The sequence below is a fragment of the Lacticaseibacillus nasuensis JCM 17158 genome, from assembly GCF_001434705.1.
In the GTDB taxonomy this organism is placed as follows: Bacteria; Bacillota; Bacilli; order Lactobacillales; family Lactobacillaceae; genus Lacticaseibacillus; species Lacticaseibacillus nasuensis.
The window spans coordinates 201,802-226,220 of sequence record NZ_AZDJ01000026.1 but is presented as its reverse complement, the minus strand read 5'-3'; the positions used below and the strand labels follow the sequence as shown (position 1 = coordinate 226,220).

The following is a 24,419-nucleotide window of genomic DNA, read 5'->3' as shown; positions in this document are numbered from 1 at the left end:
ACCCAGAGACATTTCGGCCTCACTGTCGCGGTCAAACGCGAATATTACGAATAGTCGATAAACTTTTACTATAATATTTTAGTTAAGAAAAGCGGCAAAATGATTTGCTGATTCAGCCGAGCAATTTTGAGGGAACCCGTTGATTTCGGCAATTGTAAGCACTACCCTAACCTGTAGGGGGAACTTTTTCATGGGCTTGGAGGCCATTCACATGGAGAAGTCGATTAAAACACATTACAAGATGTATAAAGCGGGTCGTCGCTGGCTGTTTGCGGCGATCACCGTCGCCAGTATTGGCATCGGCATCTCTGCCGGCCACACCGTCAGTGTCGCCGCAGCGGAAACGCCGAGCACTCAAGAAACCACTGCCACGAGTCCGGCTGCGCAGACGCCAACTGCAGAGACCAGCTCGGCTGAATCAGCCACGGCCGCTGGCAGTGACAATGCGCAAAGTACGACGCCGGCAACGACTCAGCCAGACGCGACTACCAGTACTGCGGCGCAATCGGCACCAGCCACTCATGCGACCAACGCGCAACCGGTTGCCGCACCAATAGCGCCTGAGCCAGCGCCGGCGCCAACTGCTACCGTGACTGGTGAAGCCGATGTCACCGCCAGCCTTGGCGGTAGCGACCATCAGGCCACAACGCATTATACTGACAATCAAGATAATTCGGACGATGTGCTGAACGCCACGAACTACACCACGGATTCAACTCATCTCACCACCACCCTGACCGTCAGCAACCCGACCAGTAACAACCTCCACGTCCATCCGGTTCTGCTGTTACCAAACTTCGCCAAGCCCAATTCCGATTGGGTGGTTGATGCTAGCAAGGTGACGGAAGCGACGTTTACTTCGGCCTTTCCTAACACAATTAAGCTGACTTATTCGATGCATGGCTTCAACGGCGAGTACTTAAGTTATGCGAACTTAATGGCCCAGCATCCCACTTTCACCTGGGATCAACTGCAGGCCGTGATGGTCGACGGCACGCTAGCCCCAGGCACATCGTACACGTTGACCCTGCCGATGAAGTGGTTAGGAAGCACGCCGGAAGATTATCTGAACCCGAGCAGTTATTCTGGCGCCGTTGAAGTCATGAACTTTAATAGCGGCAATTACACCGTCTATACAGATATGCATGCAACCAGTAACTTGGCTGCCCCGGTCACGTTCGCGCCAACCACGGATTATGCGACGATTAAGCAACCGAACGGCTCCTATCAAGTCGCCCCTGCGGCATTGCAAAAGCTCGCGCCGCAATTTGCCTTATCGGACATTCAAATTTCTACCGATGGCGTCACGTGGTCGCCAACACAGACTGCGGCCAATACCCCATTGTTGTCCACAGGCGCCTGGCGGATTTCAACAGAGGCGATTTATCAAGCCTACAAGGATCTCGGCTATACCGTTTCTGCCCCGGAATATACCTACAACTACAGTGACGTGTCGCTGGTGAACCCCGCCGGTGACGGTACGGGCTCGGCGCTGAATGACAATCCTGGCGCCGGGGAATCTGGCCTGCCGGCAATTACCTACTTGTACTATGAGATTGTTCCCGTGTTAGCCGCGCATAACAGCACCGTCACCGTCGACAAAACTGATACATATCGCCCTGAAGATAACTTCGAAGGCCGCACCACCGTCCTTGCCGGCGATCCAGGCGACACGTCATATACCATCACCGATCCAACCGGCGTCTTGACCAAGCAGTCAGATGGCACCTACACCTACAATCACGACGGTCACTTCACGGTCACCTACACCGCGCCACTGGCTAGCGGCCCAGTCACCAAGACCATCACGGTGACGGTTCACGCTAAACCAACTTATGGCACGGCGCAATCCACCCGCACGATCAATTTCGTCAACGCAGACGGCACGCAGGCACCCCAGCCGGTCGTCCAAACGGTGAACTACAAGACGGTCACCAACAGTCTGACTGGCGAGACGGTGTACACGCCACAAGGGGCCTACGCCGAATACGTCCCGAGCCAAACGGGTTACAGCGCTGACGTCGCCAGCATCGCTCAGTTGGCCCCGGCGCCATCGGCCACTGAGCCGCAGAATTCGACGGTGACCGTAACCTACACGCCGCAGCTCACGTTTGGCACAGCCACATCCACCCGCACGATCAAACTGGTCAGCGTGGATGGCTCGTTCAAGCCACAGACCATCGTGCAGACGATCAACTACAAGACGGTGACGAACGCCGTGACTGGCCAAACGACTTACACGGCGCAAGATTTCTACCCTGCGTATGCCACAGCAAAAGCTGGTTACACCGCTGACGTGGCCAGCATCGATTCTGTTGTGCCAGAGCCGACTACGACAAAGCCAGCAGATACGACGATGACCGTAACCTACACGCCGCAATTGACTTACGGCACGGCGACCACCACCCGCACCATCGCGTTTACGGATGCCGCTGGCAAGTCGTTACGGCAACCGGTCATCCAGACCATTACTTATAAGACCGTGACCAATGCCGTAACAGGCGAAACTATCTACACCCCACAAGGCGCGTATCAGGCTTATGTTGCACCAAGCATCGCCGGCTACAAGTCGACCGCCGCGCAAGTCGCGCAACAAGCTGTTGGCGCAAGCACGACGCTACCAGACGACAGCCTCGTGACGGTGACCTACACCAAACTGGCCGTGTTGCCGAATACCCAAGGTGAAGGCGAAACCACCAAGCCACATTCTTCAGGCAATACTGAAACCAGCCAGACCGCAGCGACGGCGCAACCAGGCGCCGGCCTTGCAAGCAGCAACGTTGCTGAAACCAGCACCACGCCGGCAACCCCTGCCGCGGCCACTGCCGCCCATCGCCTGCCCACCACCGGTGATACCACTGGCACCACGTTGGCGATGCTCGGCGCGACGCTCATTGCCGGCTTCGGGCTGGCGGGCCTGCGCAAACGTGAACATTAAGCCTACTGACACCGGCCTCGTGCCGGTGTTTTTTTGCGTGGAGCGGCGCTTGTAGTTGTGTTATGGTAGCGGTGACAAGGAGGTGCACGATGACCACTGCACAACATTCTGGACAACTCTACTTACCCGATGATCCCGGCATCATGGCGGCTCAAGACGCCGCGCTGGAATTACAGTACGACTACAACCACACCCGACCAAGTGAAAAAGCTAAACGCGCCGCGCTTTTGCAGCAGATGTTTGCCAAGATCGGGCCGGATTGCTACATCGAACCGCCCTTACACGCCAATTGGGCTGGCAAGTTTGTGACCATGGGCACCGGCGTCTACGCCAACTTCAACCTGACGCTGGTCGACGACACCGCCATTCACATCGGCGATTATGTGCTATTCGGCCCCAACGTCGTCATCGCCACCGGCACCCACCCGGTGGTGCCTGAGCTGCGGGCGCAGGCGTATCAATATAACCTGCCGGTCACTATCGGCAACAATGTCTGGTTCGGCGCCGGCGCCATCGTCTTGCCCGGCATCACCATCGGCGACAACACGGTCGTCGGCGCCGGCAGCGTCGTTACCCACGACCTGCCGGCTAACGTCGTGGCGGTGGGCAACCCCGCCAAAGTGTTACGGGAGATTGGCCCGCGGGACCGCGCCGAATACGCCAAGGGTCGCCAGATTGATCCCACCCTATTTCAACAATAAAAAAATCGGGCCACGTCAACGGACGTGACCCGATTGCTTTAGAATAAATCATTATTTTGTTGGTTGAGATAATCGGTTTCGATTTTGTGGTAACTGCCCGGCTCTACCTGCTCAAGCACCGTGGCGATTGTATCGGCGGCCTGCTTGTACTCGTAGCGGCGATACAACTCGCGGCTCTCCTGCACAGCCTTGGCAATATCCTCGTGGCTAGTCTTGTAGCGGTTGGCGTATTGCAGCAACTGCTCGGTGAGCCCGGCGGCATCAAGCACCGCGCGCGACTGGTCCTTCAGCTCGCTAATGTCTGCGTCAACCTTGAGAATCTGTTTGGCAATGTCGTCCATGTTGATCTTAACCTGGTTCAACGCCTTGCGCACCGCGGTGAACTCCTGGTTCACCACGTTGCCGAATGCCACGTAGTCATGCGGCAGGCCCGGCAACTGATGGCGGGCCATTTCGTACTTGATGTCGCGCAGGTCGCGTTCGAATTGATCGACTTGCTTGACGGCTTGTTGCTCGCGCTCGCGCAAGTTGTTGACGCTTTGGTCGATGGTTTGGTGCTTGGCTTCGATATCGTGCAACGCCTTGCGGTCGGTGTTGAACTGCGCCAGAATCGTGGAAAATGCCATCGTGTGCTCGCTGACGCCTTGCTCGGCGGCATCGTAGCGGTCGCTGATGTCTTCGATTTGGTGCTTCAACGCCACCGCCTGCGCCATTTCGTCGTGGTTCAGCGTGTAGCTTTGGTTGAGGTGATCCAGCTCGATGGTCAACACCGCGTTTTGGTGCTCGGCGTGGGCGATGAAGCGACCCAAGTCGTTGGCCTGTTGTAGCACCGCCTTCTTGGCCACCAACTCTTTTTCCATGACGGCATACAACGCGTCAATTTTGTCGGCGATTGCCGCGTTGGTGGCGGCGAGCTCCTTGCGCTGCAACGCCTTAATTTCGGCATGGGCGTCCTTGAGCTGCGCGGTAACCTGCTTCACCCCGGCTGGCACGTCGTCGGTGAAGACGAATTGCTGGGCCTTGAGCTTGTCATAGCCTTGGCGAATCTCCTTGAGTTGCGCGGGGAATTCGTTGACCACGTCGTTGATCAATGTCGGCAACGCCTTGACCTGGTTGCGCAACTCGTTGACCTTGGTCGTCACGGCGTCGAGTTGGGCGCGGGCAGCTTCGTGATCACCGGCTTCGTTGGTCGCCGCAACGGTTTGCAGCTCAGTGCCCAGCGCCTGCAGGGATTCTTCCAGTGCCGGCAGCGCTTCGTCGTAAGAAAAGCTCTTGGCCAAAATGGTCTTGCGACTTTCCTGATAGGCTTCGCGCACCGCCACCATGCGGGTGCGATTGTCGGCCTCGCTGTCGCGCAGGCGCAATAACGCCGCGCGAATCTCTTCGAGCTGCTTGGCCACCGCCGCCTTCAAGTCAGTGACCGTCGTGAGTTCGCGGCGCACTGTCAAGAAGCGGAACTGGGCGTTGTGATTCTCGACGTCTAACAGCGCACTGTGCAGACTCGCCAGCTGGCCTTCGCTTAACTTCTGAAAGGCGCGTTGCCACTTCGTGAAGTCCTTGAGACTCGCGCCGGTCAAACCCAGCTGATCGATGCTGCGAATCAGGCTCGTCACCGCCCCAGGATCGAGCGTGGCCGTTTCTTCATCTAATTGTTTAATCGTCCGCGCGTTGCGGAGCTGCCACCACCACAGCGCTAAACCGATCACGACAATGGCAATTACCAAACCGATGATCCAAGTCATGTATCCACCTTCTACTCGCGACGCATCATTGAATTTTTCCTGAGGGTCGACTAAACTACTAGCAATCCCCGCGCCCACGAACCTTATGCTCCTAGTATCGCAAAAACGGGGGTCACTTTAAACCCTTTTCAACGGGAATCCGCGCATTGTCGCTAAAAAATTGCGAAAGTAGGCTCAAGATGACACCAATTGACTCGTTACTCCCCGCGCAGCTCGCCGCATTAAGCGAAGGGGAAACCAATCCCATCACGATTATGGCCAACGCCAGCGCCTTGTTGTTCCACGCCTTAGACGCCGTCAACTGGGCTGGCGTCTATTTATTCAGCGCCCGCACCGGCACGCTGGACCTCGGCCCGTTTAACGGTGAGGTGGCCTGCACACACATCGAACCAGGCAAAGGCGTCGTCGGTACCGCCTACGCCAAGAATCAGGCGTTGCGCGTGCCAGACGTTCACCAATTTGCCGGGCACATCGCCTGCGACGCCGCCAGCAACGCCGAGATCGTGTTGCCCCTGCGCCACGCCGGGCAGGTGTTTGGCATTCTCGACATTGACTCCACCACCTTTGACCGCTTTAGCGAAGCTGACGAGCAGGTCCTCGGCAAGTTTGCCGACTGTCTAGCAGATTCCCTTGACGCCGCTACGCTGGCCAAGGTATACTAGTCGCTGTGTAAAATAATGCAGCAGTGAATGGCATGGTCGGCTCCAGTCGCACACTTGGCAACAAGCGTGCGTAGTAACCGCGGCTGCAAAGGTGAACCGCCCAGTGCGACTGCCCGTGTGCCGAATTCACAACCGATTATTTTACTCCAAATAAAATCTTTGGAGGAATTTCAATATGTCTCGTTATACTGGACCTCGCTGGAAGCAGTCTCGCCGTCTTGGCTTGAGCCTCTCCGGCACTGGTAAAGAACTCGCTCGTCGCCCTTACGCGCCTGGTGACCATGGTGCCAACAATCGTCGTAAGGTGTCCGAATACGGTCAGCAATTGCGTGAAAAGCAAAAGCTCCGTTGGATGTACGGCCTGAATGAACGCCAATTCCAAAACCTGTTTATCCGCGCCGGCAAGCTTCGTGAAGGCACCCATGGTGATAACTTCATGATCATGCTGGAACAACGCTTAGACAACTTGGTCTTCCGCTTAGGCTTAGCCACGACGCGCCCGCAGGCTCGCCAGCTCGTCAACCACGGTCACGTGACCGTCGATGGCAAGCGCGTTGATATTCCTTCCTACGAAGTGCAACCTGGCCAAGTCATTGGCTTGCGCGAGCGCTCCCAGAACCTGACCATCGTCAACGATGCGCTCGAAGCAACGGTTTCCCGCCCTGCTTACGTGACCTTCGATGACAACAAGAAGGAAGGTTCCCTCGTCCGCTTACCACAACGCGAAGAGCTCGAACCAGAAATCGACGAAGCGCTGGTCGTTGAATACTACAACCAGAAGCTGTAATTCTCGATTACAATTTCATCGATACAATATCGAAAACGCATTTGGCCAAATGGTCAGATGCGTTTTTGTTTGCTTTGGTCGCCGAGCCGAGTCTCAACTCAACATCAAGCAACCAATCAGGTTAAGCCAGCAACTGGATGACTGCTCGCGGCGACGAGTCTGAATCCTGAAGCGCCTTTGCGAGGATGCCGACAGCCACCCTCTAATCCTAGGCGAAAAACCAGCGGCTAGCATCTGCGTAGACTTTTTCCACAGTTTCAGGCTGGTCTTCACCAGGCAAGTCGGCCCGGCTGGTCAAGCCGGGGCGGGCTAGCACGTAGCACAGCCCTTGGTAACTCTCCCGGTATGACGCCGATTCTTTCGTGTCGATGTTGATCGGCTTGCCAGGCACCACTGGGATTAACTCATCGCGCTCATAGATGCACTCGCCGTCTAGAATTTTCCAAGTGTCATTTTCCTTGGTTAACCGCGTGAAAATGCGCGCGTAGGAATACAGATCAACGGGTTGCCCGTCAAGTTTGACGCGCGGCGATAATATCATCACCGGCATTTCGGCAATGGCCTTATCGCCATTGACCCAAACTGCAGTGTAATAGATCTTGTGCTTGGCGCCACCACCGTTTCTGCGCGACTTGTTCAAAACTCATGAGGGCCGCTCCTTTCACCGGTGTTGGACGCTTAACGCCAGGTGTCATCGCCTCATTATTTTACGCTTGTGTCTGGCAGTTCAGCCATCATCGCGTCTAAAAAGGCATGAGCGGCCGGTGACAGTTTCCCCGTGTTGGGCCAGATCAAACTCGCATGCCCGCTTAATGGCGGCGAAAACGGCACAAATTCCAAATCAGAGTTGGCGGTATTGACGATGCCCTCCAAGCAAATCGCCACGCCAACGCCTGCACTGACCATCAGTGCGGCATTGTATAGCAAGTTATACGTCGCCACCACTGAAAACTGCCGCTCACTGGTCCCCAGCCAGTCGCCTACCCGATCGATGCTACCGCGTTGGCGCGTCATAATCACCGGCCGCTGTTGCAAGTCCGCCGCCGTGACTGAGGCTTGTTGGGCCAGCGACGAATCGCGTTTCACCAACACCCCCCAGCGCGTGGCGCCAGGTAGATTGATGAAATGGTAACCCGTTTTATCCGTCGGCTCCATCACCACGCCAAAATCAAAGAAGCCGCTTTGCATCCGCGCGTGCACATCTTCAGCATCAGTACTGTAAATATTCACCACGACTTGCGAAGCAGTTTGGCGCAGGTGCCCAATCGCGTTGGCTACCGTTTGCATCATCGGCGCCTCGGCACTGCCAATCATCACACTGCCGGCAATGTCGTGCTTGCCGTGCACATTGGCGACTGTTTTGTCCGCCAGCGCGACGATTTGCCGCGCTTGCTGGGCAAAATATTCCCCATCGGTGGTCAATTCGATATTGCGACTGCCGCGCTCAAACAAGCTCACGCCGAGTTCATCTTCTAAGTCGCTGAGCTGCCGGGAAATCGTCGGCTGCGACACATGCAGCTTGGCCGCTGCCCGTGAAATATTGCGTTCCGCAACGACCATCAGAAAATACCGCAACACACGTAGCTCCATGATCCTGCCTCCATGCCTTTTGGCTATAGTTTAACATTCAATATAGGCATTCGACAGATGCCGCTGTTGCCTTTAAGCTGATGATTGTCACCAGGAAGGAGTCTTTTTCGTGCCCATGCCTTTGCCCCAACTCATCAATGCCGGTCCAGTCAGTTGGACCGGGCCGCTAACTGAACAAGTCGATGCGATCGTCGCCGAAACCAGCTCGCAATTGATGTCCTTTAACCAGACCAGCGCCGAAAGTGAGCGGCGCAGCCGCTTGACGCACCTGTTATCTACGCCGTTGCCAAGCAGCTCGGTGATCAACCCGCCGTTTCAAACAGACTTCGGCCGGCACACGGTGATCGGGCAAGATGTCTTTATCAACCGCGACTGTTTCTTTGTCGATCTCGGTGGCATCTACATTGAAGATCATGTCTTGATCGGCCCCCGGACCATGCTGATCTCGGTTGGTCACAACGAGGACCCCGCGCACCGCCGCGACCTGATCCTCAAGTCGGTCCGCATCAAACCAGGGGCCTGGCTCGGCGCGAACGTAACTGTTAATCCCGGCGTGACCATCGGCGAAAACGCAATCGTCGGTGCGGGTGCTGTCGTTACCAGGGACGTGCCAGCCAACACCGTGGTTGCCGGCGTTCCCGCCAAAATCTTACGACCTATTCGTCAAAATTAGGAGGAATTAACATGATTGAAAACAAAGTCGTTGTCATCACTGGTGCTTCTAGCGGAATCGGGTCCGAAACTGCCAAGCTGTTGGCCAGCCACGGCGCCAAAGTCGTCCTTGGGGCCCGCCGTGAGGAGAAGCTTCAAGCGCTCACTGCTACTATCAATAATGCGGGTGGTCAAGCCGTCTATCGCGTTACCGATGTGACCAAGCCAGAAGATAATCAAGCCCTCGTCCAACTGGCTAAAGACACGTTTGGCGGCATCGACGTCATGTTCCTAAACGCCGGCTTGATGCCAAATTCGCCGCTGTCAGCGCTGAAAGTCGAGGAATGGAACCGCATCGTGGACGTCAACCTCAAAGGCGTGCTCAACGGCATCGCCGCCGCCTTGCCAACCTTCAAGACGCAAAAATCCGGCCACTTCATCGCCACCAGCTCCGTTGCCGGGCTGAAAGCTTATCCAGGTGGTGCCGTCTATGGCGCAACCAAGTGGGCCGTTCGGGACCTCATGGAAGTCTTGCGGATGGAAGCCGCGCAAGAAGGCAGCCACATTCGCACCGCAACGATTTACCCCGCCGCCATTAAAACGGAGCTGCTGCGCACAATCACTGACCAAGGGGTGGCTACCGATATGAAGCACACCTACGACACCTACGAAATCACCGCCGATCGCATTGCCAAAGTCGTTGCGTTCGCCATCGACATGCCGGAAGACACCAACTTCAATGAATTCACCGTTGGGCCAACCGACCAGCCTTGGTAACCTGCTCGCTCAAACAGTTGCCCAGTTCTTGTTCAGCACCCACATTATTGGGCGCAGTTTGATTGACTAACTGGTGTTGCCTTCAAAAGTGAGCCAGTGAATCGACTTCAAGGTCTGATTACTGGAGGATGGCGAACGCTCAGGCTTGGCTAACGGTCGCAGTTTAGGCGTGACAGCAGAACTGGTCAATCTCAATGACAAGGCAATATTGAAAAAGCATTTGGCCAGCTGGCCAAATGCTTTTCTGCTTGTTCTTCATTAACTTTGCCTCAAAACAAGATGCGCCTAATATTTCCCCTCTTGGCTAAAGAGATAATACAACAACATCCCCACGCCAAGCAGCGCACACACGCCACCGAGAATCGGGATGACTCGGCCAAATTGCGTCACGGTCATGATGATGGCCCCGCCGACAAACAGGAAGCCGCCAGCCTGCAAGTTTTTCATCTGGTACCCCTTTCAAGTTTGTGAGCAAATTCTACCATACGTCATTGCTGCTGCCAATCGTCACTGGCGCTGGCAAGGGTAGCTTGCTTCGCCTAAACTGTGCACCATCGCGCTCGCAGGCGGCAGCTGATCATGAAAAAACGGTCCATTCCACTTCGTCTTGTTTGGCTAGCCTTCAGCATACCCTGCCCCCAGCGCCGAAGACAAGCCCCACCGTTGAAAAATAGTCGAAGTCTGGTATGCTTAACCTGTTGCCGGCAACGGATAAGGAGACCTCACATGTTAATCTTCAATGAATTTCCCGTCGGCGCGGCGACGTTGAATGTCGTCGCCGCGCACCGGGCCAAAACCGAGGCGGGACTGCGCGAGCTGGGCGTCTACCCCGGGCAAGAGATGCTGCTGATGGCGCTGCTTCAAGACAACGCCCGCGCCAAGCCTCAAGCCGAGTTAGCGGAATTGCTCGCGGTGAACCACGCCACCATTGCCAAATCGGTGCGCCGCTTGACGACTGCCGGCGTCGTCGAGACCCGGCGCTCGCCGGCAGACGGCCGCGTCACGCTAGTTGGCTTGACCGAGAACGGCCTGACGCTAGCCAAACGCGTCCGCTCCGTGTGCCAGGCCGTGGAAAAACAATCCGCCGCCGCGCTGACCCCGCAAGAACAAGCCGAATATATTCGACTCGCAGGCAAAATGACTGCCGCGCTGAACAAATAAGCCACCGACTTTGCCGGTGGCTTTTCTTTTGCTTAAAATGATTGGCCGAGCGCTGTGGCCTGTTTTTCCGCTGCGGCGACGATGGCCGGCGCCTGCTCCGGAAAATGATCCATCCCCTCGACGGGCAAATCGATCACCTTTTCTGTGCCGAGGTATTCTAGCGCCGCGTGCACGTACTGGGTGGCCGGGTCCTGACCGGCGTATTTGCCGCCGGCGGCTTGAATGTGCAGCACCTGCTTGCCTGGCAGCAACGCCACGTGTCCGCTGGCGGTGTACCGGAAGGTTTGGCCGACGACGGTGATGGCGTCGATCCAGGACTTCAGCTTGGTCGGAATGCCGAGGTTCCACATTGGATTGGCGATGACAATCTTATCCGCGACCTTGAACTGATTCAACGCGGCGTCGAACACGGCCAGCTTGGCCGCTGTCGCCGGCGTCGGCTTGGCGTCTGGCGCAAACGCCGCCAACATGTCCCCATCCAATTCTGGGAAGTCTTCCTCGTAAAGGTTGCGCTCGGTGATGGTGTCGGCCGGATGGGCGGCTTGATAACTCGTGAGAAATTGGTCGAGGACGCGCATGCTACGGGAGCGGTCGGGGCCAAATGGATGGGCTTTGATGACTAAAACTTGACTCATATTCGAATTCTCCTTTTCACTACCGGCATTTAGGTTGCCGGCTACTCGAATACCTTAACACAGATAAGCGTAGCCGGCAACCTTTTCTCTGATGGCATAGAAAAACCCCTGCGTGAGTGAGCCCAACGCAGGGGTATGGAGATTACATTCCTTGAATCAACAACATGATGATTGGCACGACGATGACGAACAGCACGGTCGACAGCGTCACCACGTTGGTCGCGTATTCGACGTCGCCGTGGCCTTCGGTGGCCAGAATTGGCAACACCGCTAAGCCAGGGGCAGAAGCCTGCACAATCAAGGTCTTGGCTTCGAGGCTCGGCACATTGAAGCCGAACTTCACGCCCAGCATGATCAAGGTGAAGATCAACACTGGGGCCACGACGAAGCGACCGAGCAAGGCAACGACGGAATCGCGGTCGAACTTGATGGTTTTGAACCCGGCCTTGGCGAGGATAATCCCAATATAAATCAGGGATAACGGGGTTACCAGACTGCCAACATAGGTCATCGCGTTAACGACGAAGCTCAACCAGCCGACGTTCACGAACGGAATGTTGAACAACAAGAAGACCAAGGCGACCAGGAAGCCAACCAGCGGGGCCGGCAGTAACTTTTTCCAGTTGAAGCTGGCCTTGGTGCCGAGCTCGCCGGTGGTTTTGGTTGGGTCGTCCCAGCTCATTAAGAACGCACCGAGCGTCCAGGTGGAAACGGTGTTCACGACGTAGTACATCAAGAAGTACGCGGTCGCTTGGTCACCGAACAACGCCATGTTCAGCGGCAGGCCAATAAAAATGGTATTGGCGTTGACGAACATGTTGATGAAGGTCCCCCGCCGCCCCGGGCGCACCTTGAGCAGCTTGACGAGGATGAAGGCGACGATGTAGCCTAACGCCACGGCACCGAAACCATACACCAACCCGGAAGACAAACTGATTAGCTTATCGCGGGTCAGACGCTGCAGCACTTGGATAAAAATCGAAGCGGGCAACGCAATTTTCATCAACAAATTAGAAATCGTCTGGCCAAACTTTTCGTCAAACCAGCCATTGTGCTGGAGAATGTAGCCCAGCGCAATCATTAAGACAATCGTTAAAACACTTTCGACACTGGTATATAAGGCAGTCACAATTACCCCTCCACTTCGATTTCGGTGAGTTCGCGGTAGGCCGGCGTCCACTGGGTAGCCGCCACAGCCTTGGCCACGTCGGCAATCGGCGCCTCGTTGAGGCCGTCAGCAACGGCTTGCTTGGCCACGGCGATGGCCACCGTTTTGCTGAACTGATCCAGCTTTGATACCGGCGGCAACACAGCAGCACCGGCTTGATCAGGATCGACCAGACCACCCAGACTGTGCGCAGCCGCGGAAATCATCGCGTCGGTCAACAGCTTGCTGGTCGCGGCGATGGTGCCGAGGCCTAAGCCAGGATAAACCAAGGCGTTGTTGGCTTGGCCGATGGCGTAGGTGACGCCATTGTAGTCAACATCCGCAGCCGGAATCCCGGTGGCGACCAGCGCCCGGCCGGCGGTCCACTTGATGAGATCCTCGGCCTTGGCTTCGGCCAGCTTGGTTGGGTTCGACAACGGGAAGATAATTGGCCGCTCAGTGTGGGCCGCCATTTCTTCGACGATTGGCTGGGTGAAGGTGCCCGGTTGCGTCGACGTGCCGACCAACACGGTTGGGTGCACGGCCTTCACGGCAGCTTCGAGGCTGGTCAACGCATCAGCGTTGGCGAATTCGCTCCGCTTGCGCGCAAACGGCTTTTGCGCCGGCGTCAAGGTCGGGTCATCGTCAAACAACAAGCCTTGCTTGTCGACGAGGTAGAAATGCTGCTTGGCTTCGGCTGGCGCCATGCCTTGTTGCAGGAATTCGTCATAGACGCGCTGGGCAATCCCCGCGCCGGCAGTCCCGGCGCCAAAGCTCATGTAAACTTGGTCCGTGAGCTTTTGCTTAGAGATGTTCATCGCGCCGAACAGGCCAGCCAGCACGATGATCCCGGTGCCTTGAATGTCGTCGTTAAACGTGGTGATTTGGTCCTTATACTGATTGAGAATATCGGCAGCATTGGCGCGGCCAAAGTCCTCAAAGTGCAGGTATAAATGCGGGAAGAGCTGCTCTGCCGTCGCCACGAACTTGTCGACAAAGGCGTGGTAAGCCTCGCCGTAGACGCGCTCGTGCCGCACGCCAAGGTACAAGTCGTCGGCTAACAGCTCCTGGCGATTCGTGCCGGCGTCCAGGACGACCGGCAACACCTGGCTCGGGTCGATGCCCGCGGCCGCGGTGTACACCATCAGCTTACCCACGGCGATATCGACGCCTTGGGTGCCCCAGTCGCCGATGCCGAGAATGCCCTCGCCATCCGTGACCACAATGAGGCGAATGTCGCGGCCATTGGCGCTGTTGCGCAAGGCGGATTCGATGTCGGCTTGCGCATCGATGCTCAAGTACGTGGCATTTTGCGGTTCCAGGAACAAGGCGGAATAGTTTTCAATAAAATCAGCAATGGTTGGATCATACACGATTGGCATGAATTCAACGATGTGCTCGGAGAATAACTTGTAGAATAATACGTGATTGACGTTGAACAGCTGCATCAAAAACTGCCGCTTGGCCAGGTCGGTCGGCTTGCTTTGGAGCTGGGCATACGCCTGAGTGACTTGTTGGTCGAGGGTTTGGATGGCGCTTGGCAGCAGCCCATTCAGGCCGTATTGCGCTCGCTCTGCGGCGGTAAAGGCAGTCCCCTTATTTAAAAATGGATCGTGAATTAATTGTTCTGGTGTATATTTCATTACTGAATCCTCCTTGTTTATGACGAGGTTCACTTTACGCGGCGAACAAAAATATAGTCAAACCCCGGCGGCTCGATACGATTTGCTAATATGAGCCCGCCTGGTCCCGGATGCGGCAGCTCGCGCCCCGCCGTTCACCCTTGGGAGGCAAAAAAATATTTCGCTTCATCCCCGATCATCCGGGGGCAACCAGCACTTTGCCGCGAGTGTGTTAAACTTTATTAATATGAGAGAAGGGAGTCAGCCAACATGAACACCAGAGACCTCGCCTACTTTGCCGCCTTGACCAAAGTCAAAAATTTTTCCCAAGTCGCCCACCAATTTGGCGTCACGCAACCGACGATCACGATGGCGCTAAAGCGGCTGGAGGCCCATTTTGGCATTCAGCTGATCGACCGCGACCAAAGCCACGGGCAAGTCACGGTGACCCCGGCCGGCGTGGTGCTCGCCAGTCACGTGCGGGTGATCACCGCCGAGTTGGCCGCCGCCGAAGCGGAACTGGCTCGGGCCCGCAGCGGTAAGATTCGCTTTGGCCTGCCACCCATCATCGGCAATTTTTATTTTCCAACGCTGGCGCCGCGCCTCATGCAAGCCGGGCTGATTGACCAACTCGACACCGTCGAAGCCGGCTCGCAAAATTTGCTGGCGGACTTGCGCGCCGGTCATCTCGACGGCGCCTTGCTGGGGTCGACGGGGCCGCTGAACGCGCCGGCGCTGACCGTCCAGCCACTACGCCAGGTACCCTTCACGATTGTCGTCGCGCCAGATCATCCCTTGGCCGCGCAGACTCACGTCAGTTTTGCCGATTTACAAGACGAGCCCTTCGTCACCTTGGCGGAAGGCTTCGTCCACACGAAGGCCTTCGATTGGTTCACACACACCGCCGGCATTCAGCCCAGCGTCGTTTACCGCACACAAGATGTCGGCCTGCTCAAGCACATGGTTCAGGCCAAGGTCGGCATCGCGTTGCTCGCCGAAATGGCGGTGCAACCCGCCGACCACTTGCACACGCTCACGCTGGACGACCCCGGCCAGCCCACGTTTGATATCGCGCTGGTCACCAGCAAGACCTTGCAGCAAACCCCGGCCTTCACGCAACTGTTAACAATTTTAACTCCGCCCAGCGCGGACTAACCCAGTGCTTCAGAACAGCAAACACCCCACTCAGCCGGCGCTAATCGGCTGAGTGGGGTGTGTTTATGATTATGCTTGGAAGATATGCTGATTGTGGTAGGCCAAGGCCGTCGCTTCAGGCACAAACTGCCCCGGCAGATTCAGCTTCCGGTGCTCATAGGGAGCCAATAACGCCGTCAGTGCGTGGTCGCGGCGAATCGCGGGCGACAACACCACCCGCTTGTCCTCTGGCGTAAATGTCACCAGTCCTTGATCAAAGGCCCGGTCCCATAACGGCGAAAGGCAAATGACATTGCCAGGATCCAGCCGTTTTTGCGCATCGACGCGCCACGGAATGATGTGTGAGGCGACCAGTAAGGCCCGCGTGTTGATGCCGGTGACCGCGCACCGATAGGCGTAATTGGCCTTGACCCGCTCGGCCAGCACCGTTTGCCCGACTCGGCCCAGCACCGTTTCTTCACGTTCCGTCAACAGATATTGGCCCGCGGAAATTTGGCGGTACAGCGCGCCGCCTTCCTGCAAGAGCGCGGCATCGGCCGGCACCTGAGCCAACGCCAACAATTGCTCAAAATCGGCCCGCTTAATTTCCGTCATGCCATACTGATTAAAGAACCGTTGCCAATCGGGCCGCGTGCGAGGCTTGAATGCCCACACAAAATCTGCCAGGTCTTGATCGGCCAATAAATAATGTGGAAACGGAAATGGGTGCACGATTTGCGCGCTCACCCGGCCGTCCGGCAAGGCGGTGATTGGCCCAATCTGGCCGGCCCCGAATAAATACCAGGAGCCCGTTTCACTGGCCTTTTGCGGCCGCCGATAGATCAACCAATCGCCTTGCCGGACCTTGCCGAAGCGCTTCGGATCCCAGGAATACGCGACAAAATCCTGGTCGGCATAGTGGTTTTCGCGCACCGCTCCTTTAGTGTCCAACACGAAAAACCGGGCATCAGACGCAACTGCCCGAGTCGCCGCTCCCGCAGCGCGAACCGGTTTGGCCTCTAGTTCCGCGACGAATTGGTCAAAGGCCACGCCATAGACCTGCACCAAGCGCAACAGCGTGTCTAGCTTGACCAATGCCGTGCCATTTTCGATACTGGATAACGCGTTGAGCGACAGATCACTGGCGGCCGCGGCTTGCTTGCGCGACATGCCGCGCTGGATTCTCAGTCGGTATAAGCCGCGGCCAAATTTGGCTGCCAACGGTTCCATCTGCCCCACCCCCTTGCTTTGCTGATTACAGTTTACCCGTCTTGTGCAAACCACCATACCAAGTCGACTTGGTATTTTTTTCGCGGTCGTCATGCCTGCCGGGCATGACCGGTACAGCAAGCAAGTATTGGCCGAAGCTTGGCGGCAGTCGTACACTGACGCTAACCGCAATCAGTCCAACTACTAAAGGAGCAACGCCATGACAACCACGAATGAACAAGCCGTGACCAACGGCATTTTCCCGATGGGCGCTAAAAACGACGCCTACGCGCAATATTTTGTCGGCCAAAGTTATTTGAACACCTTAATCAACGACCCGGCCATCGACGTCACCCATGACGGCATCAAGCTCTGGCACGGGGCCACCAAGAATAGCTGGTTTGTCCACATCGAGCACTGGGGCCTGGTGGTCAACGCATCTGAGCCGTTGGCCGCCTAGCCGGCCATCACACCGGCAGACTTAACTGACGCGCCGCTGTTAATTTCGAGCCGCGCGGCTGTTCAGCAGTTGCCCCCGGATTGGGCCCACGTCTCACTTCAAGCACTCAACGTGGTGCCGCTGATTCAAAATGGGGTCGGCGCCGCTCTCACCATCGAATGCGTCATCGACCCCACCAGCCACGCCGGCGTCCGCTTTGTGCCGTTTGCCCCGCGCGTGCAAACCCACACGGTGTTGGCCTGGCGCAAGCACCGGCTGCAAACGCCAATCACCACGGCGTTCATCGCCCGCTTCAAGCCCCACGCCTAACGCAAAACCGCCAGCGACCGAAGTGCCGGTCGCTGGCGGTTTTTGCTAAATAATTATTCGGCCAGTCCGCGCTTAAGGCGAGCCAAGCCGTCTTGTAGCATCGCTTCCGGGCAGGCAAAATTCAGCCGCAAGAACTGTGCACCGTTGCCGCGGTACACCGTGCCATCGGACACAATCAATCCGGTCCGTTGCCGGATTTGTTGCGTCAGCGCCGTGGCCGAATGTCCATAGGCGTGGACATCGAGCCACATCAGGTACGTGGCCGGGCCAGAGGCGACGCGCACCTGAGGCAGCTCCTGTTGAATAAATTCGACGGCGAGTTGGTGATTCGCCCAGAGCTGCTGCTTCAACGCCGTGAGCCACGCGGCGCCTTTGGTGTACGCCGCAATGGTGCCGGGAATGGCCAGCAGGTTCGGCTCGGCCACCTCGTCGCGGTTCAACCCGCGGTCGACCCGCGCGTGCAAGGCGGGATCCGGCACAATGGCGGTGGCGGCGTGCAGGGCCGCGACGTTGAAGGTCTTGCTTGGCGACACCAGGGTGATGGTGTTTTGCCGCAATTCCGCCTCCAGCGAAAACACCGGCGTGTAATCCGCCCCGGCCAACACCAAGTCGCCGTGAATCTCGTCGGCCAGCAAAATGACGTGGTGCTTCAGGCACAGCTCCGCGAGCTGCGTGAGTTCGGCTTTCGTCCACACCTTGCCGATGGGGTTGTGCGGATTGCATAAAATCATCAGCGTCGTCAACGGCGCCGCCAGCTTGGCCTCCAGGTCCGCCCAGTCGACGGCATATTGGCCGGCCGCATACTGTAAATCGCTGGCCAAGACATGGCGGCCATTGTTTTCAATCGAATTGTAGAAAATGTTGTACACCGGCGCCTGCACCAACACGTTGTCGCCGATGTCGGTCACCCGGCGGACAATCGCCGAAATCGCCGGCACGACGCCTGTAGTAAAGGTCATCCAACTCGGATCGGCCTGAGCGTGATGCACCTGTTGGTACCAGCTGGCTACCGCCGCGAAGTAACTGGCTTGCGGCTCCTCGTAGCCAAACGCGCCGAGTTCGAGCTTGGCTTGGAGCGCCGCGACAATCTCCGGCGCGGTGGCAAAATCCATGTCGGCGATCCACATCGGCAACTCGCCTGGTTCAACGTGCCACTTGACGGAATCGGTGCCTTGGCGCTTGGGCGCGTGCGTAAAATCATACATTAGGCCACCTCCGAATGGGCAATCGCCGTCGTGGTCGTGATCTGCGTTTGGTTCGGATCGATTTTGCTGGCATCCATGATCAAGGTGTCGATGCCGTGGGCGTGAATCGTGCCGCTGATTGGATTCTTGACGCTCATGATATCGCTGGTGACATCCGCTTTGACGTCTGAACAGTACTCGAAGGCCAAATCGGTGCGCAACAGCTTGCAGTTGTCCAGGGTCAGGTGCTCGATGTAACACAGCCCTTGATGGCTTTCGATGGTACAGTTGATCAGCGTCAAATGCTTCGTGTTCCAGCCGAGATATTCGCCGTTAATGGTCGAGTCATAAATGGTGACATTGTCGCAATTCCAAAACGCGTCCTTCGACACAAACGTACTGTTGTGTACCTCAACGTTTTTGGCGCCATCGAAGCAATAATTACCAATCAAGTCGACGTGGTCGAGGTAGAGGTTGCTACTGTTCATCCCGAAGTAATCCCCCGCGGCCTGGACGTCGGTCAAGCGCACCGTGTCGCTCATCCACAAAGTTTCCTGCGCGTCGCTGAAGTGCACGTGCGCCAGGCGTACCTGCTGGCAGCGCCGGAACAGCTTCGGCGCTTGCAACGCGCTGTTGGTGATGGTGATGTCCTTGGTGTACCAAATGCCGGAGCGGGCCATGGTTTCAAAAATCGTGTGATCGACCGTCACGTGCTGGCTGTACCACAACGGGTACTTCCAGGTGAACACCGAGTCCTTCATAGTGATGTTGCGACTTTCCTTCAGCGGCGATTCGCCTTGGCCAAAAGTGGTGTTCGTGAGTGTCGCGTCGTGCTCGGCAAACAGCGCGCGTTCACCTTCAAAATATTGATCCTGATATGTTGTCATGGTGCCTCCTGCTTGGTCCAAAGGTTTGCCGATAGCCGCAACCCTGCCGGCCACCGGCGACAAGGATTATCTTAGTCGAGTTTGCCCAAACTGTCTAATGCTTCCAGTAAGATGCGGTAATGCCGTAAAAGCATCTCGCCCACGCAAAAAGGCGCCTTGGGGTTGTTCACCAAAGCGCCTAACCGTTACCGCCGGCGGTGCCGGGCGGCTTGCATCATCGTCTTCATTTGCTTCTTGCTGCCAAACATCCGCGCAATCTTCGCGTTCTCACGGGCCTTGCCGCGCAACGCCAAATTGACGGCTTGTTCTGCCTTCAGCGACTGGTAGCTGGCCAGTCGCGCCGCAGTTAATTCGCCGCTGGCCACTGCGGCTTGCACGGCACACCCCGGCTCGGTGTGGTGCGTGCAATCGCGAAACTTGCAGTGTTGCGCCAGCGCCTGAATGTCGGCAAAACTGGCGTCGACATCGGCGTCGATGACGCCTAGCTCGCGCATCCCCGGCGTGTCGATCACCAGACTGCCGTTGGGCAAGCGCAGCAATTGCCGCGCCGTGGTCGTGTGCCGACCGTGGGCGTCAGCGGCCCGCACGGCTTGCGTCGCGAGCGCGTCCGACCCGGCCAAGCGGTTGATCAACGTCGACTTGCCCACGCCGGAAGACCCGAGGAAGGCATAGGTCAACCGTGGCCGCATCAACGCTGTCAATTCGCTGAGGCCGGCCGGTTGCGTGGCGTCGCACACCACCACCGGCGTGGTTCCGGCCACACTGGCCACCGCCGTCAGCTGCTCGGGCAAGGTCGTGGTTTGATCGGCCTTGGTCAAGACGATCACGGCCTTGGCCCCGGACGCCGCGGCGACGGCGAGGTAACGCTCGAGCCGGCGCAAGTTAAAATTCGCATCCAGCGCCATGCACAATAAGAGTGTATCGATATTGGCCGCCACCAGCTGTTCGCTGCTGCGCCGGCCGGCGACTTTGCGCGTGAACACCGTTTGCCTGGCGGCTAAACGCTCGATGACGGCGCCGTCTGCGGGATTGTCCGGCAGGCGAACCTGCACCCAATCCCCCACCGTCGGCCAATCGGTGGCGGTGGTGGCGAGGTTCATCAGCCGGCCGCTTAAGGTCGCGGCCAGCTGGCCAGTTTCAGTCATAATCAGGTAATGGTCGTGGCTCGTGGCCACAACGCGCGCCAAGGCCAACCCGTTGACGACGGGTTGCGCGGTGGCGCCATATTCAGTTAAATTCAGTGGTTTGTCCTCCAAATTGAGCGGAAGACTAAGCGATGCCGTCCTCCAGTGACAGGGCAACGCCAAACACAATGCTCAACATAACAATTCCAGCCTTTCCAGCGGCAAATAAATCACCGCTGGCTTGATTGTAGCAAATTTTTCGCGGAACACCAAAAAAGGAGGCCGCGGCCTCCCGGTGCTTACTTCCACCCCAACGCCGGGGCAATGTCTTGCATGATCACTTGCAAAATGTGCACGTTGTAGGCGACGCCTAACGTGGAAGGCACGGTGATCAGGATCGTATCGGCTTCCTTGATCGCCTCATCTTCGCCTAACTCCTTGACGAGCTGATCAACTTCACCGACGTACATCTTCCCGAAAATCGTTGGGTTTTGGTGGTAAGCCAGGTACCCGACCTCGTCTTGCGTCTGGGTGCCCTCGGCAAAATACTGCCGGTCCAAGTCGTTGACGATTGGCATGATGGAGCGCGTGACCAAAGTCCGCGGGGCAAAATCATGCCCGGCTTCGGCCCACGCCGCCTTGAACGCCCGCAATTGCTTGGCTTGTTGCACATGAAATGGCTCGTTGGATTCATAGTTGACCAAGGTCGACGACTGCAGGTTCATCCCGTGCTGGGCGGCCCACACCGCCGTCGCCTGGCTGCCGGCGCCCCACCAGATGTGCTGCGGCAGCGTCGGCGAAAATGGCTCAAGCCGCCGCAACCCAGGCGCCTGCGGGAACATCGGCTGGGCATTGGGCTTGGCGAACGGCCGGCCCTTGATCAAATCGAGAAACTTCAATGCGCGCTCACGGGCGACGTCTTTAATTTCCTCTTCACTATAATCATAGCCCCAATACTTCCAGCCGTCTTCGACCTGCTCCGGAGACCCGCGACCGACGCCGAGTTGCACCCGGTTTTGCGACAGCACATCCGTTGACATCACGTTTTCGGCCATCATGTAGGGATTCTCGTAGCGCATGTCCACGACGCCGGTGCCGATTTCAATCCGGCTGGTTTTGGCCGCAATCGCCGCCATCAAGGGGTACGGCGTGCCGATTTGATCGGCAAAATGATGCACCCGAAACCACGCGCCATCGACGCCGAGCTTCTCGGCTTCTACCGCCAACTCAACGGATTCTTGATAGCTTTGTTGCGCGGTGGTGACCAACGAATTGTTCGGTTGCCAAAAGCCAAAACTTAAAAAGCCAATTTTTTTCATGTGACTCACCTCGTTTTCTTTCATCGAACACAGGTAATATAGCGCATCTACTTACTAATTACAAGTGGTATTCGTGATTTTAGCGAAAAGTTGGTCATTCTGGTCAGGCCTTTGGGGCCACCATCGTCAACTGGATGCGCTCGCGCTTTAAATCGACGCTCAGCACCCACACCGTCACGATGTCCCCCACCTGCACCACGGTCGTCGGGTTGCGCACAAACTTCCGGCCCATGTGCGAGGCATGCACCAACCCGTCGTGCTTGACGCCGATATCGACAAAGGCGCCGAAATCGACGACATTGCGCACCGTGCCTTCCAGTTTCATCCCCGGCTGCAAATCGGCCATGGTCAACACGTCTTGGCGCAACAGCGGCGCAGGCATGCTGTCGCGCAAGTCGCGCCCTGGCGCCTGCAGGCTCGCCACGATATCGGCCAGCGTGGCGGCGCCGACGCCTTCGGCTACCAGCGGCGTCACGTCGACCCCGGCCAGTTGCGCCTTGGCCTCAGGGGCCCCCAGTGCAGTCGGCGCCACCTTGGCCATGGTCAACACGCGCTTAGCCACGGCATAGCTTTCGGGATGAATGTCGGTGTTATCCAGCGGATTTTTCCCGCCTGGTATCCGCAAGAACCCCACCGCTTGCTCGTAGGCTTTCGGCCCCAGCCGCGGGACTTTTTTCAGCTCGGGGCGGCTGGTGAATCGGCCGTTGGCGTCGCGGTACGCCACCACGTTGGCGGCAATAGTGGCAGAAATCCCCGACACCCGCGCCAGCAACGGGGCGCTGGCGGTATTCAGATTCACGCCGACGCGGTTGACGGCGCGCTCGACCACGGCATCGACGGCTTCAGCGAGATCCTTGGCGGGCAAGTCGTGCTGATACTGGCCCACCCCGATGGCGGCGGGGTCGATTTTCACCAGCTCGGCTAACGGGTCCTGTAGGCGCCGCGCGATGCTAATGGCACTGCGCTGTTCGACATGCAAATCGGGGAACTCGTCGCGCGCGATTTGGCTGGCGGAATACACCGAGGCGCCGGCTTCGTTGACAATCACGTAATACACCGACCGGTCCAGCTGGCGCAGCACTGCCGCGACGAATTGCTCAGATTCGCGACTCGCCGTGCCGTTACCAATGGCGATCATCTCGACTTGGTAGCGCGCCAACAGCGCCCGCAACTCCCCGGCGGCCGCCTTGCGCTTGGCTTCCGGTGCGGGTTTGTGGGGATAAATCACGGCTTTTTCCAGAAACTTGCCGTTTTCGTCGACCACCGCCAGCTTGCAACCGGTGCGGTACGCCGGATCAAAGCCGAGCACCACCTTGCCCTTGATTGGCGCTTGCATCAAGAGGTTGTAGAGGTTTTCGCCGAAGACCTTGATGGACTTGGCGGCCGCATCGGCGGTGAGGCTGGCGCGCACCTCGCGCTCGATGGCCGGCCCAACGAAGCGCTTGTAGGCGTCGGTGTAGGCCGCCTCAATCATCGCCGTGGCTTCACTCGCCGGGTGTTGCCCGATTAATTTGAATTGAAAATAGTTCAGCACCGTCGCCAAGTCGACTTGAATCTTGACGGTGAGAATCTTCTCTTTTTCCCCGCGGTTGATCGCCAACACGCGCGTGGCCGACAAGTGGCGCAGCGGCTCGTTAAAATCATAGAACTGCTGGTAGACGCCCTTCTCGTCTTCAGCCTTGGGTTTCACCGTGACGCGCAGCGTGCCGGTGCGCAAGGTCAACTGGCGCAGCCAATTGCGCAGCTGCGCCTGCTCACTGATGGTTTCCGCCAAGATTTCGTGCACCCCGGCCAACACCGCGGCGACATCCGGCAAGTCCTTGGCCGGGGCGACGTAGCGCTTCGCCTCAGCGGCAACCGGCCCCTTGGGGAAGCTCAGCACCCAGTCGGCCAGCGGCGCCAAGCCGTGCGCCTTGGCAATCGTCGCCTTCGTTTGGCGCTTTTGCTTGTAGGGCAAATACAGGTCTTCGACGTCTTGCAACTTGGTGGCGGCTTGAATCTGCTGGGCTAACTTCGGCGTCAGTGCCCCTTGCTCGGTAATGCTATTGATGACGGCCGCCTTGCGCTCCTGCAGCGCCGTGACTTTGGCAAAGGCGGTTTCGATGTCTTGAATCTGCACCTCATCGAGGCTGCCGGTCATTTCTTTGCGGTACCGCGCGATGAATGGCACGGTGTTGCCATCTTGCATTAAGGTCAACACGGTGTTGACCTGCTTTTGTGTGATGCCGGTAAGGGCCTGGTGGACGAGGGTGCGGGTTTGTTCTTCGATCAAGATGATGCCGCCTTTCTATGGTTGATGCTGTTTTATGGTGACACAAAACCCGCCGCCCGTCCAATATTTTGGCCAGCAAAAAGGCCGAGTCGCTGGACTCGACCTTAG

At 57.5% G+C, this 24,419-nt stretch carries 23 protein-coding genes; 10 read left to right on the top strand and 13 right to left on the bottom strand.

Translation table 11 applies throughout. The features are described 5' to 3' along the window. Nucleotides 1–211: 211 nt before the first annotated feature. Entirely contained in the window at nt 212–2,938 is a 2,727-nt protein-coding gene (locus FD02_RS11310) for a KxYKxGKxW signal peptide domain-containing protein (RefSeq protein WP_162255583.1), read from the top strand. A gap of 89 nt (nt 2,939–3,027) precedes the next feature. Beyond that, nucleotides 3,028–3,639: a sugar O-acetyltransferase gene (locus tag FD02_RS07070; RefSeq protein WP_054722770.1), complete on the top strand. Its 612-nt coding sequence runs from the start codon at nt 3,028–3,030 to the stop codon at nt 3,637–3,639. A 38-nt stretch (nt 3,640–3,677) separates the two neighbouring features. Here FD02_RS07070 and ezrA read toward each other — a convergent pair whose 3' ends face one another. Further along, complete coding sequence (ezrA, locus tag FD02_RS07065) at nt 3,678–5,381, bottom strand: septation ring formation regulator EzrA (protein ID WP_056951421.1); 1,704 nt, start codon at nt 5,379–5,381, stop codon at nt 3,678–3,680. Nucleotides 5,382–5,560: 179 nt separating this feature from the next. On the opposite strand from ezrA, the gene FD02_RS07060 reads away from it, so the two are divergent. After that, a complete protein-coding gene (locus FD02_RS07060) occupies nt 5,561–6,043 on the top strand; it encodes a GAF domain-containing protein (protein WP_056951419.1) in 483 nt (160 codons plus the stop codon). A gap of 175 nt (nt 6,044–6,218) precedes the next feature. Next, nucleotides 6,219–6,830, top strand: coding sequence for a 30S ribosomal protein S4 (rpsD, locus tag FD02_RS07055; RefSeq protein ID WP_054722764.1), 612 nt, complete (start codon nt 6,219–6,221; stop codon nt 6,828–6,830). Between the two features lie 208 nt (nt 6,831–7,038). Here the strand turns inward: rpsD and FD02_RS07050 are convergent, their stop codons facing one another. After that, nucleotides 7,039–7,470: a hypothetical protein gene (locus FD02_RS07050; protein WP_056951417.1), complete on the bottom strand. Its 432-nt coding sequence runs from the start codon at nt 7,468–7,470 to the stop codon at nt 7,039–7,041. Between the two features lie 62 nt (nt 7,471–7,532). Beyond that, the gene (locus tag FD02_RS07045; protein WP_054722760.1) at nt 7,533–8,420 is read right to left on the bottom strand and encodes a LysR family transcriptional regulator; all 888 of its coding nucleotides are present in this window, start codon (nt 8,418–8,420) and stop codon (nt 7,533–7,535) included. Between the two features lie 121 nt (nt 8,421–8,541). Here FD02_RS07045 and FD02_RS07040 point away from each other — a divergent pair, with 121 nt between their 5' ends. Together FD02_RS07040 and FD02_RS07035 are read left to right on the top strand one after the other, a co-directional pair. Beyond that, a complete protein-coding gene (locus FD02_RS07040; RefSeq protein WP_235806696.1) occupies nt 8,542–9,093 on the top strand; it encodes a DapH/DapD/GlmU-related protein in 552 nt (183 codons plus the stop codon). A gap of 11 nt (nt 9,094–9,104) precedes the next feature. After that, nucleotides 9,105–9,848 (top strand): SDR family oxidoreductase, encoded by a 744-nt coding sequence (locus FD02_RS07035; protein ID WP_054722758.1) that lies wholly within the window; start codon nt 9,105–9,107, stop codon nt 9,846–9,848. 285 nt (nt 9,849–10,133) lie between these two features. On the opposite strand, the gene FD02_RS11355 is transcribed toward FD02_RS07035, so the two are convergent. After that, on the bottom strand, nt 10,134–10,295 hold the full coding sequence (locus FD02_RS11355; RefSeq protein WP_175265170.1) for a hypothetical protein: 162 nt from the start codon (nt 10,293–10,295) through the stop codon (nt 10,134–10,136). Nucleotides 10,296–10,574: 279 nt separating this feature from the next. Here FD02_RS11355 and FD02_RS07030 point away from each other — a divergent pair, with 279 nt between their 5' ends. Then, entirely contained in the window at nt 10,575–11,009 is a 435-nt protein-coding gene (locus tag FD02_RS07030; protein ID WP_054722756.1) for a MarR family winged helix-turn-helix transcriptional regulator, read from the top strand. Nucleotides 11,010–11,041: 32 nt separating this feature from the next. Here the strand turns inward: FD02_RS07030 and FD02_RS07025 are convergent, their stop codons facing one another. The 3 genes from FD02_RS07025 to FD02_RS07015 form a co-directional block, all read right to left on the bottom strand. After that, entirely contained in the window at nt 11,042–11,644 is a 603-nt protein-coding gene (locus tag FD02_RS07025; RefSeq protein WP_054722754.1) for an FMN-dependent NADH-azoreductase, read from the bottom strand. A 142-nt stretch (nt 11,645–11,786) separates the two neighbouring features. Next, nucleotides 11,787–12,773 carry an AEC family transporter gene (locus FD02_RS07020; protein WP_054722752.1) on the bottom strand — a complete coding sequence of 329 codons (987 nt, stop codon included), beginning with the start codon at nt 12,771–12,773 and terminating at the stop codon, nt 11,787–11,789. A gap of 2 nt (nt 12,774–12,775) precedes the next feature. Beyond that, the gene (locus FD02_RS07015; RefSeq protein ID WP_268871596.1) at nt 12,776–14,455 is read right to left on the bottom strand and encodes a malolactic enzyme; all 1,680 of its coding nucleotides are present in this window, start codon (nt 14,453–14,455) and stop codon (nt 12,776–12,778) included. 228 nt (nt 14,456–14,683) lie between these two features. On the opposite strand from FD02_RS07015, the gene FD02_RS07010 reads away from it, so the two are divergent. Beyond that, nucleotides 14,684–15,568 (top strand): LysR family transcriptional regulator, encoded by an 885-nt coding sequence (locus tag FD02_RS07010; protein ID WP_056951414.1) that lies wholly within the window; start codon nt 14,684–14,686, stop codon nt 15,566–15,568. A 69-nt stretch (nt 15,569–15,637) separates the two neighbouring features. Here FD02_RS07010 and FD02_RS07005 read toward each other — a convergent pair whose 3' ends face one another. Continuing rightward, nucleotides 15,638–16,777, bottom strand: a complete 1,140-nt coding sequence (locus tag FD02_RS07005) for a helix-turn-helix domain-containing protein (protein WP_056951412.1) — start codon at nt 16,775–16,777, stop codon at nt 15,638–15,640. A gap of 199 nt (nt 16,778–16,976) precedes the next feature. On the opposite strand from FD02_RS07005, the gene FD02_RS07000 reads away from it, so the two are divergent. Beyond that, nucleotides 16,977–17,216 carry a hypothetical protein gene (locus FD02_RS07000; RefSeq protein WP_054722748.1) on the top strand — a complete coding sequence of 80 codons (240 nt, stop codon included), beginning with the start codon at nt 16,977–16,979 and terminating at the stop codon, nt 17,214–17,216. 6 nt (nt 17,217–17,222) lie between these two features. After that, nucleotides 17,223–17,525, top strand: coding sequence for a LysR substrate-binding domain-containing protein (locus FD02_RS06995; protein WP_156408269.1), 303 nt, complete (start codon nt 17,223–17,225; stop codon nt 17,523–17,525). A gap of 53 nt (nt 17,526–17,578) precedes the next feature. Here the strand turns inward: FD02_RS06995 and FD02_RS06990 are convergent, their stop codons facing one another. The 5 genes from FD02_RS06990 to FD02_RS06970 form a co-directional block, all read right to left on the bottom strand. After that, nucleotides 17,579–18,730, bottom strand: a complete 1,152-nt coding sequence (locus FD02_RS06990; protein ID WP_056951408.1) for a MalY/PatB family protein — start codon at nt 18,728–18,730, stop codon at nt 17,579–17,581. Further along, nucleotides 18,730–19,596 carry a DUF3737 family protein gene (locus FD02_RS06985; RefSeq protein WP_054722746.1) on the bottom strand — a complete coding sequence of 289 codons (867 nt, stop codon included), beginning with the start codon at nt 19,594–19,596 and terminating at the stop codon, nt 18,730–18,732. Before FD02_RS06985 ends, FD02_RS06990 begins: the two co-directional genes overlap by 1 nt. Before the next feature lie 185 nt (nt 19,597–19,781). Further along, nucleotides 19,782–20,852, bottom strand: coding sequence for a ribosome small subunit-dependent GTPase A (rsgA, locus tag FD02_RS06980; protein ID WP_054722744.1), 1,071 nt, complete (start codon nt 20,850–20,852; stop codon nt 19,782–19,784). Nucleotides 20,853–21,019: 167 nt separating this feature from the next. Further along, nucleotides 21,020–22,039 (bottom strand): LLM class flavin-dependent oxidoreductase, encoded by a 1,020-nt coding sequence (locus FD02_RS06975; protein ID WP_056951406.1) that lies wholly within the window; start codon nt 22,037–22,039, stop codon nt 21,020–21,022. Between the two features lie 103 nt (nt 22,040–22,142). After that, nucleotides 22,143–24,311, bottom strand: a complete 2,169-nt coding sequence (locus tag FD02_RS06970; protein ID WP_056951404.1) for a Tex family protein — start codon at nt 24,309–24,311, stop codon at nt 22,143–22,145. Nucleotides 24,312–24,419 lie beyond the last annotated feature (108 nt).

Coding starts and splice junctions, on each gene's coding strand:
- FD02_RS07060 (WP_056951419.1), top strand. CDS start 5,561: ATGACACCAATTGACTCGTTACTCCCCGCGCAGCTCGCCGCATTAAGC.
- rpsD (WP_054722764.1), top strand. CDS start 6,219: ATGTCTCGTTATACTGGACCTCGCTGGAAGCAGTCTCGCCGTCTTGGC.
- FD02_RS06985 (WP_054722746.1), bottom strand. CDS start 19,596: ATGACAACATATCAGGATCAATATTTTGAAGGTGAACGCGCGCTGTTT.
- FD02_RS06990 (WP_056951408.1), bottom strand. CDS start 18,730: ATGTATGATTTTACGCACGCGCCCAAGCGCCAAGGCACCGATTCCGTC.
- FD02_RS07000 (WP_054722748.1), top strand. CDS start 16,977: ATGACAACCACGAATGAACAAGCCGTGACCAACGGCATTTTCCCGATG.
- FD02_RS07005 (WP_056951412.1), bottom strand. CDS start 16,777: ATGGAACCGTTGGCAGCCAAATTTGGCCGCGGCTTATACCGACTGAGA.
- FD02_RS06975 (WP_056951406.1), bottom strand. CDS start 22,039: ATGAAAAAAATTGGCTTTTTAAGTTTTGGCTTTTGGCAACCGAACAAT.
- FD02_RS07070 (WP_054722770.1), top strand. CDS start 3,028: ATGACCACTGCACAACATTCTGGACAACTCTACTTACCCGATGATCCC.
- FD02_RS07035 (WP_054722758.1), top strand. CDS start 9,105: ATGATTGAAAACAAAGTCGTTGTCATCACTGGTGCTTCTAGCGGAATC.
- FD02_RS07030 (WP_054722756.1), top strand. CDS start 10,575: ATGTTAATCTTCAATGAATTTCCCGTCGGCGCGGCGACGTTGAATGTC.
- FD02_RS11310 (WP_162255583.1), top strand. CDS start 212: ATGGAGAAGTCGATTAAAACACATTACAAGATGTATAAAGCGGGTCGT.
- FD02_RS07025 (WP_054722754.1), bottom strand. CDS start 11,644: ATGAGTCAAGTTTTAGTCATCAAAGCCCATCCATTTGGCCCCGACCGC.
- ezrA (WP_056951421.1), bottom strand. CDS start 5,381: ATGACTTGGATCATCGGTTTGGTAATTGCCATTGTCGTGATCGGTTTA.
- FD02_RS11355 (WP_175265170.1), bottom strand. CDS start 10,295: ATGAAAAACTTGCAGGCTGGCGGCTTCCTGTTTGTCGGCGGGGCCATC.
- FD02_RS07045 (WP_054722760.1), bottom strand. CDS start 8,420: ATGGAGCTACGTGTGTTGCGGTATTTTCTGATGGTCGTTGCGGAACGC.
- FD02_RS07010 (WP_056951414.1), top strand. CDS start 14,684: ATGAACACCAGAGACCTCGCCTACTTTGCCGCCTTGACCAAAGTCAAA.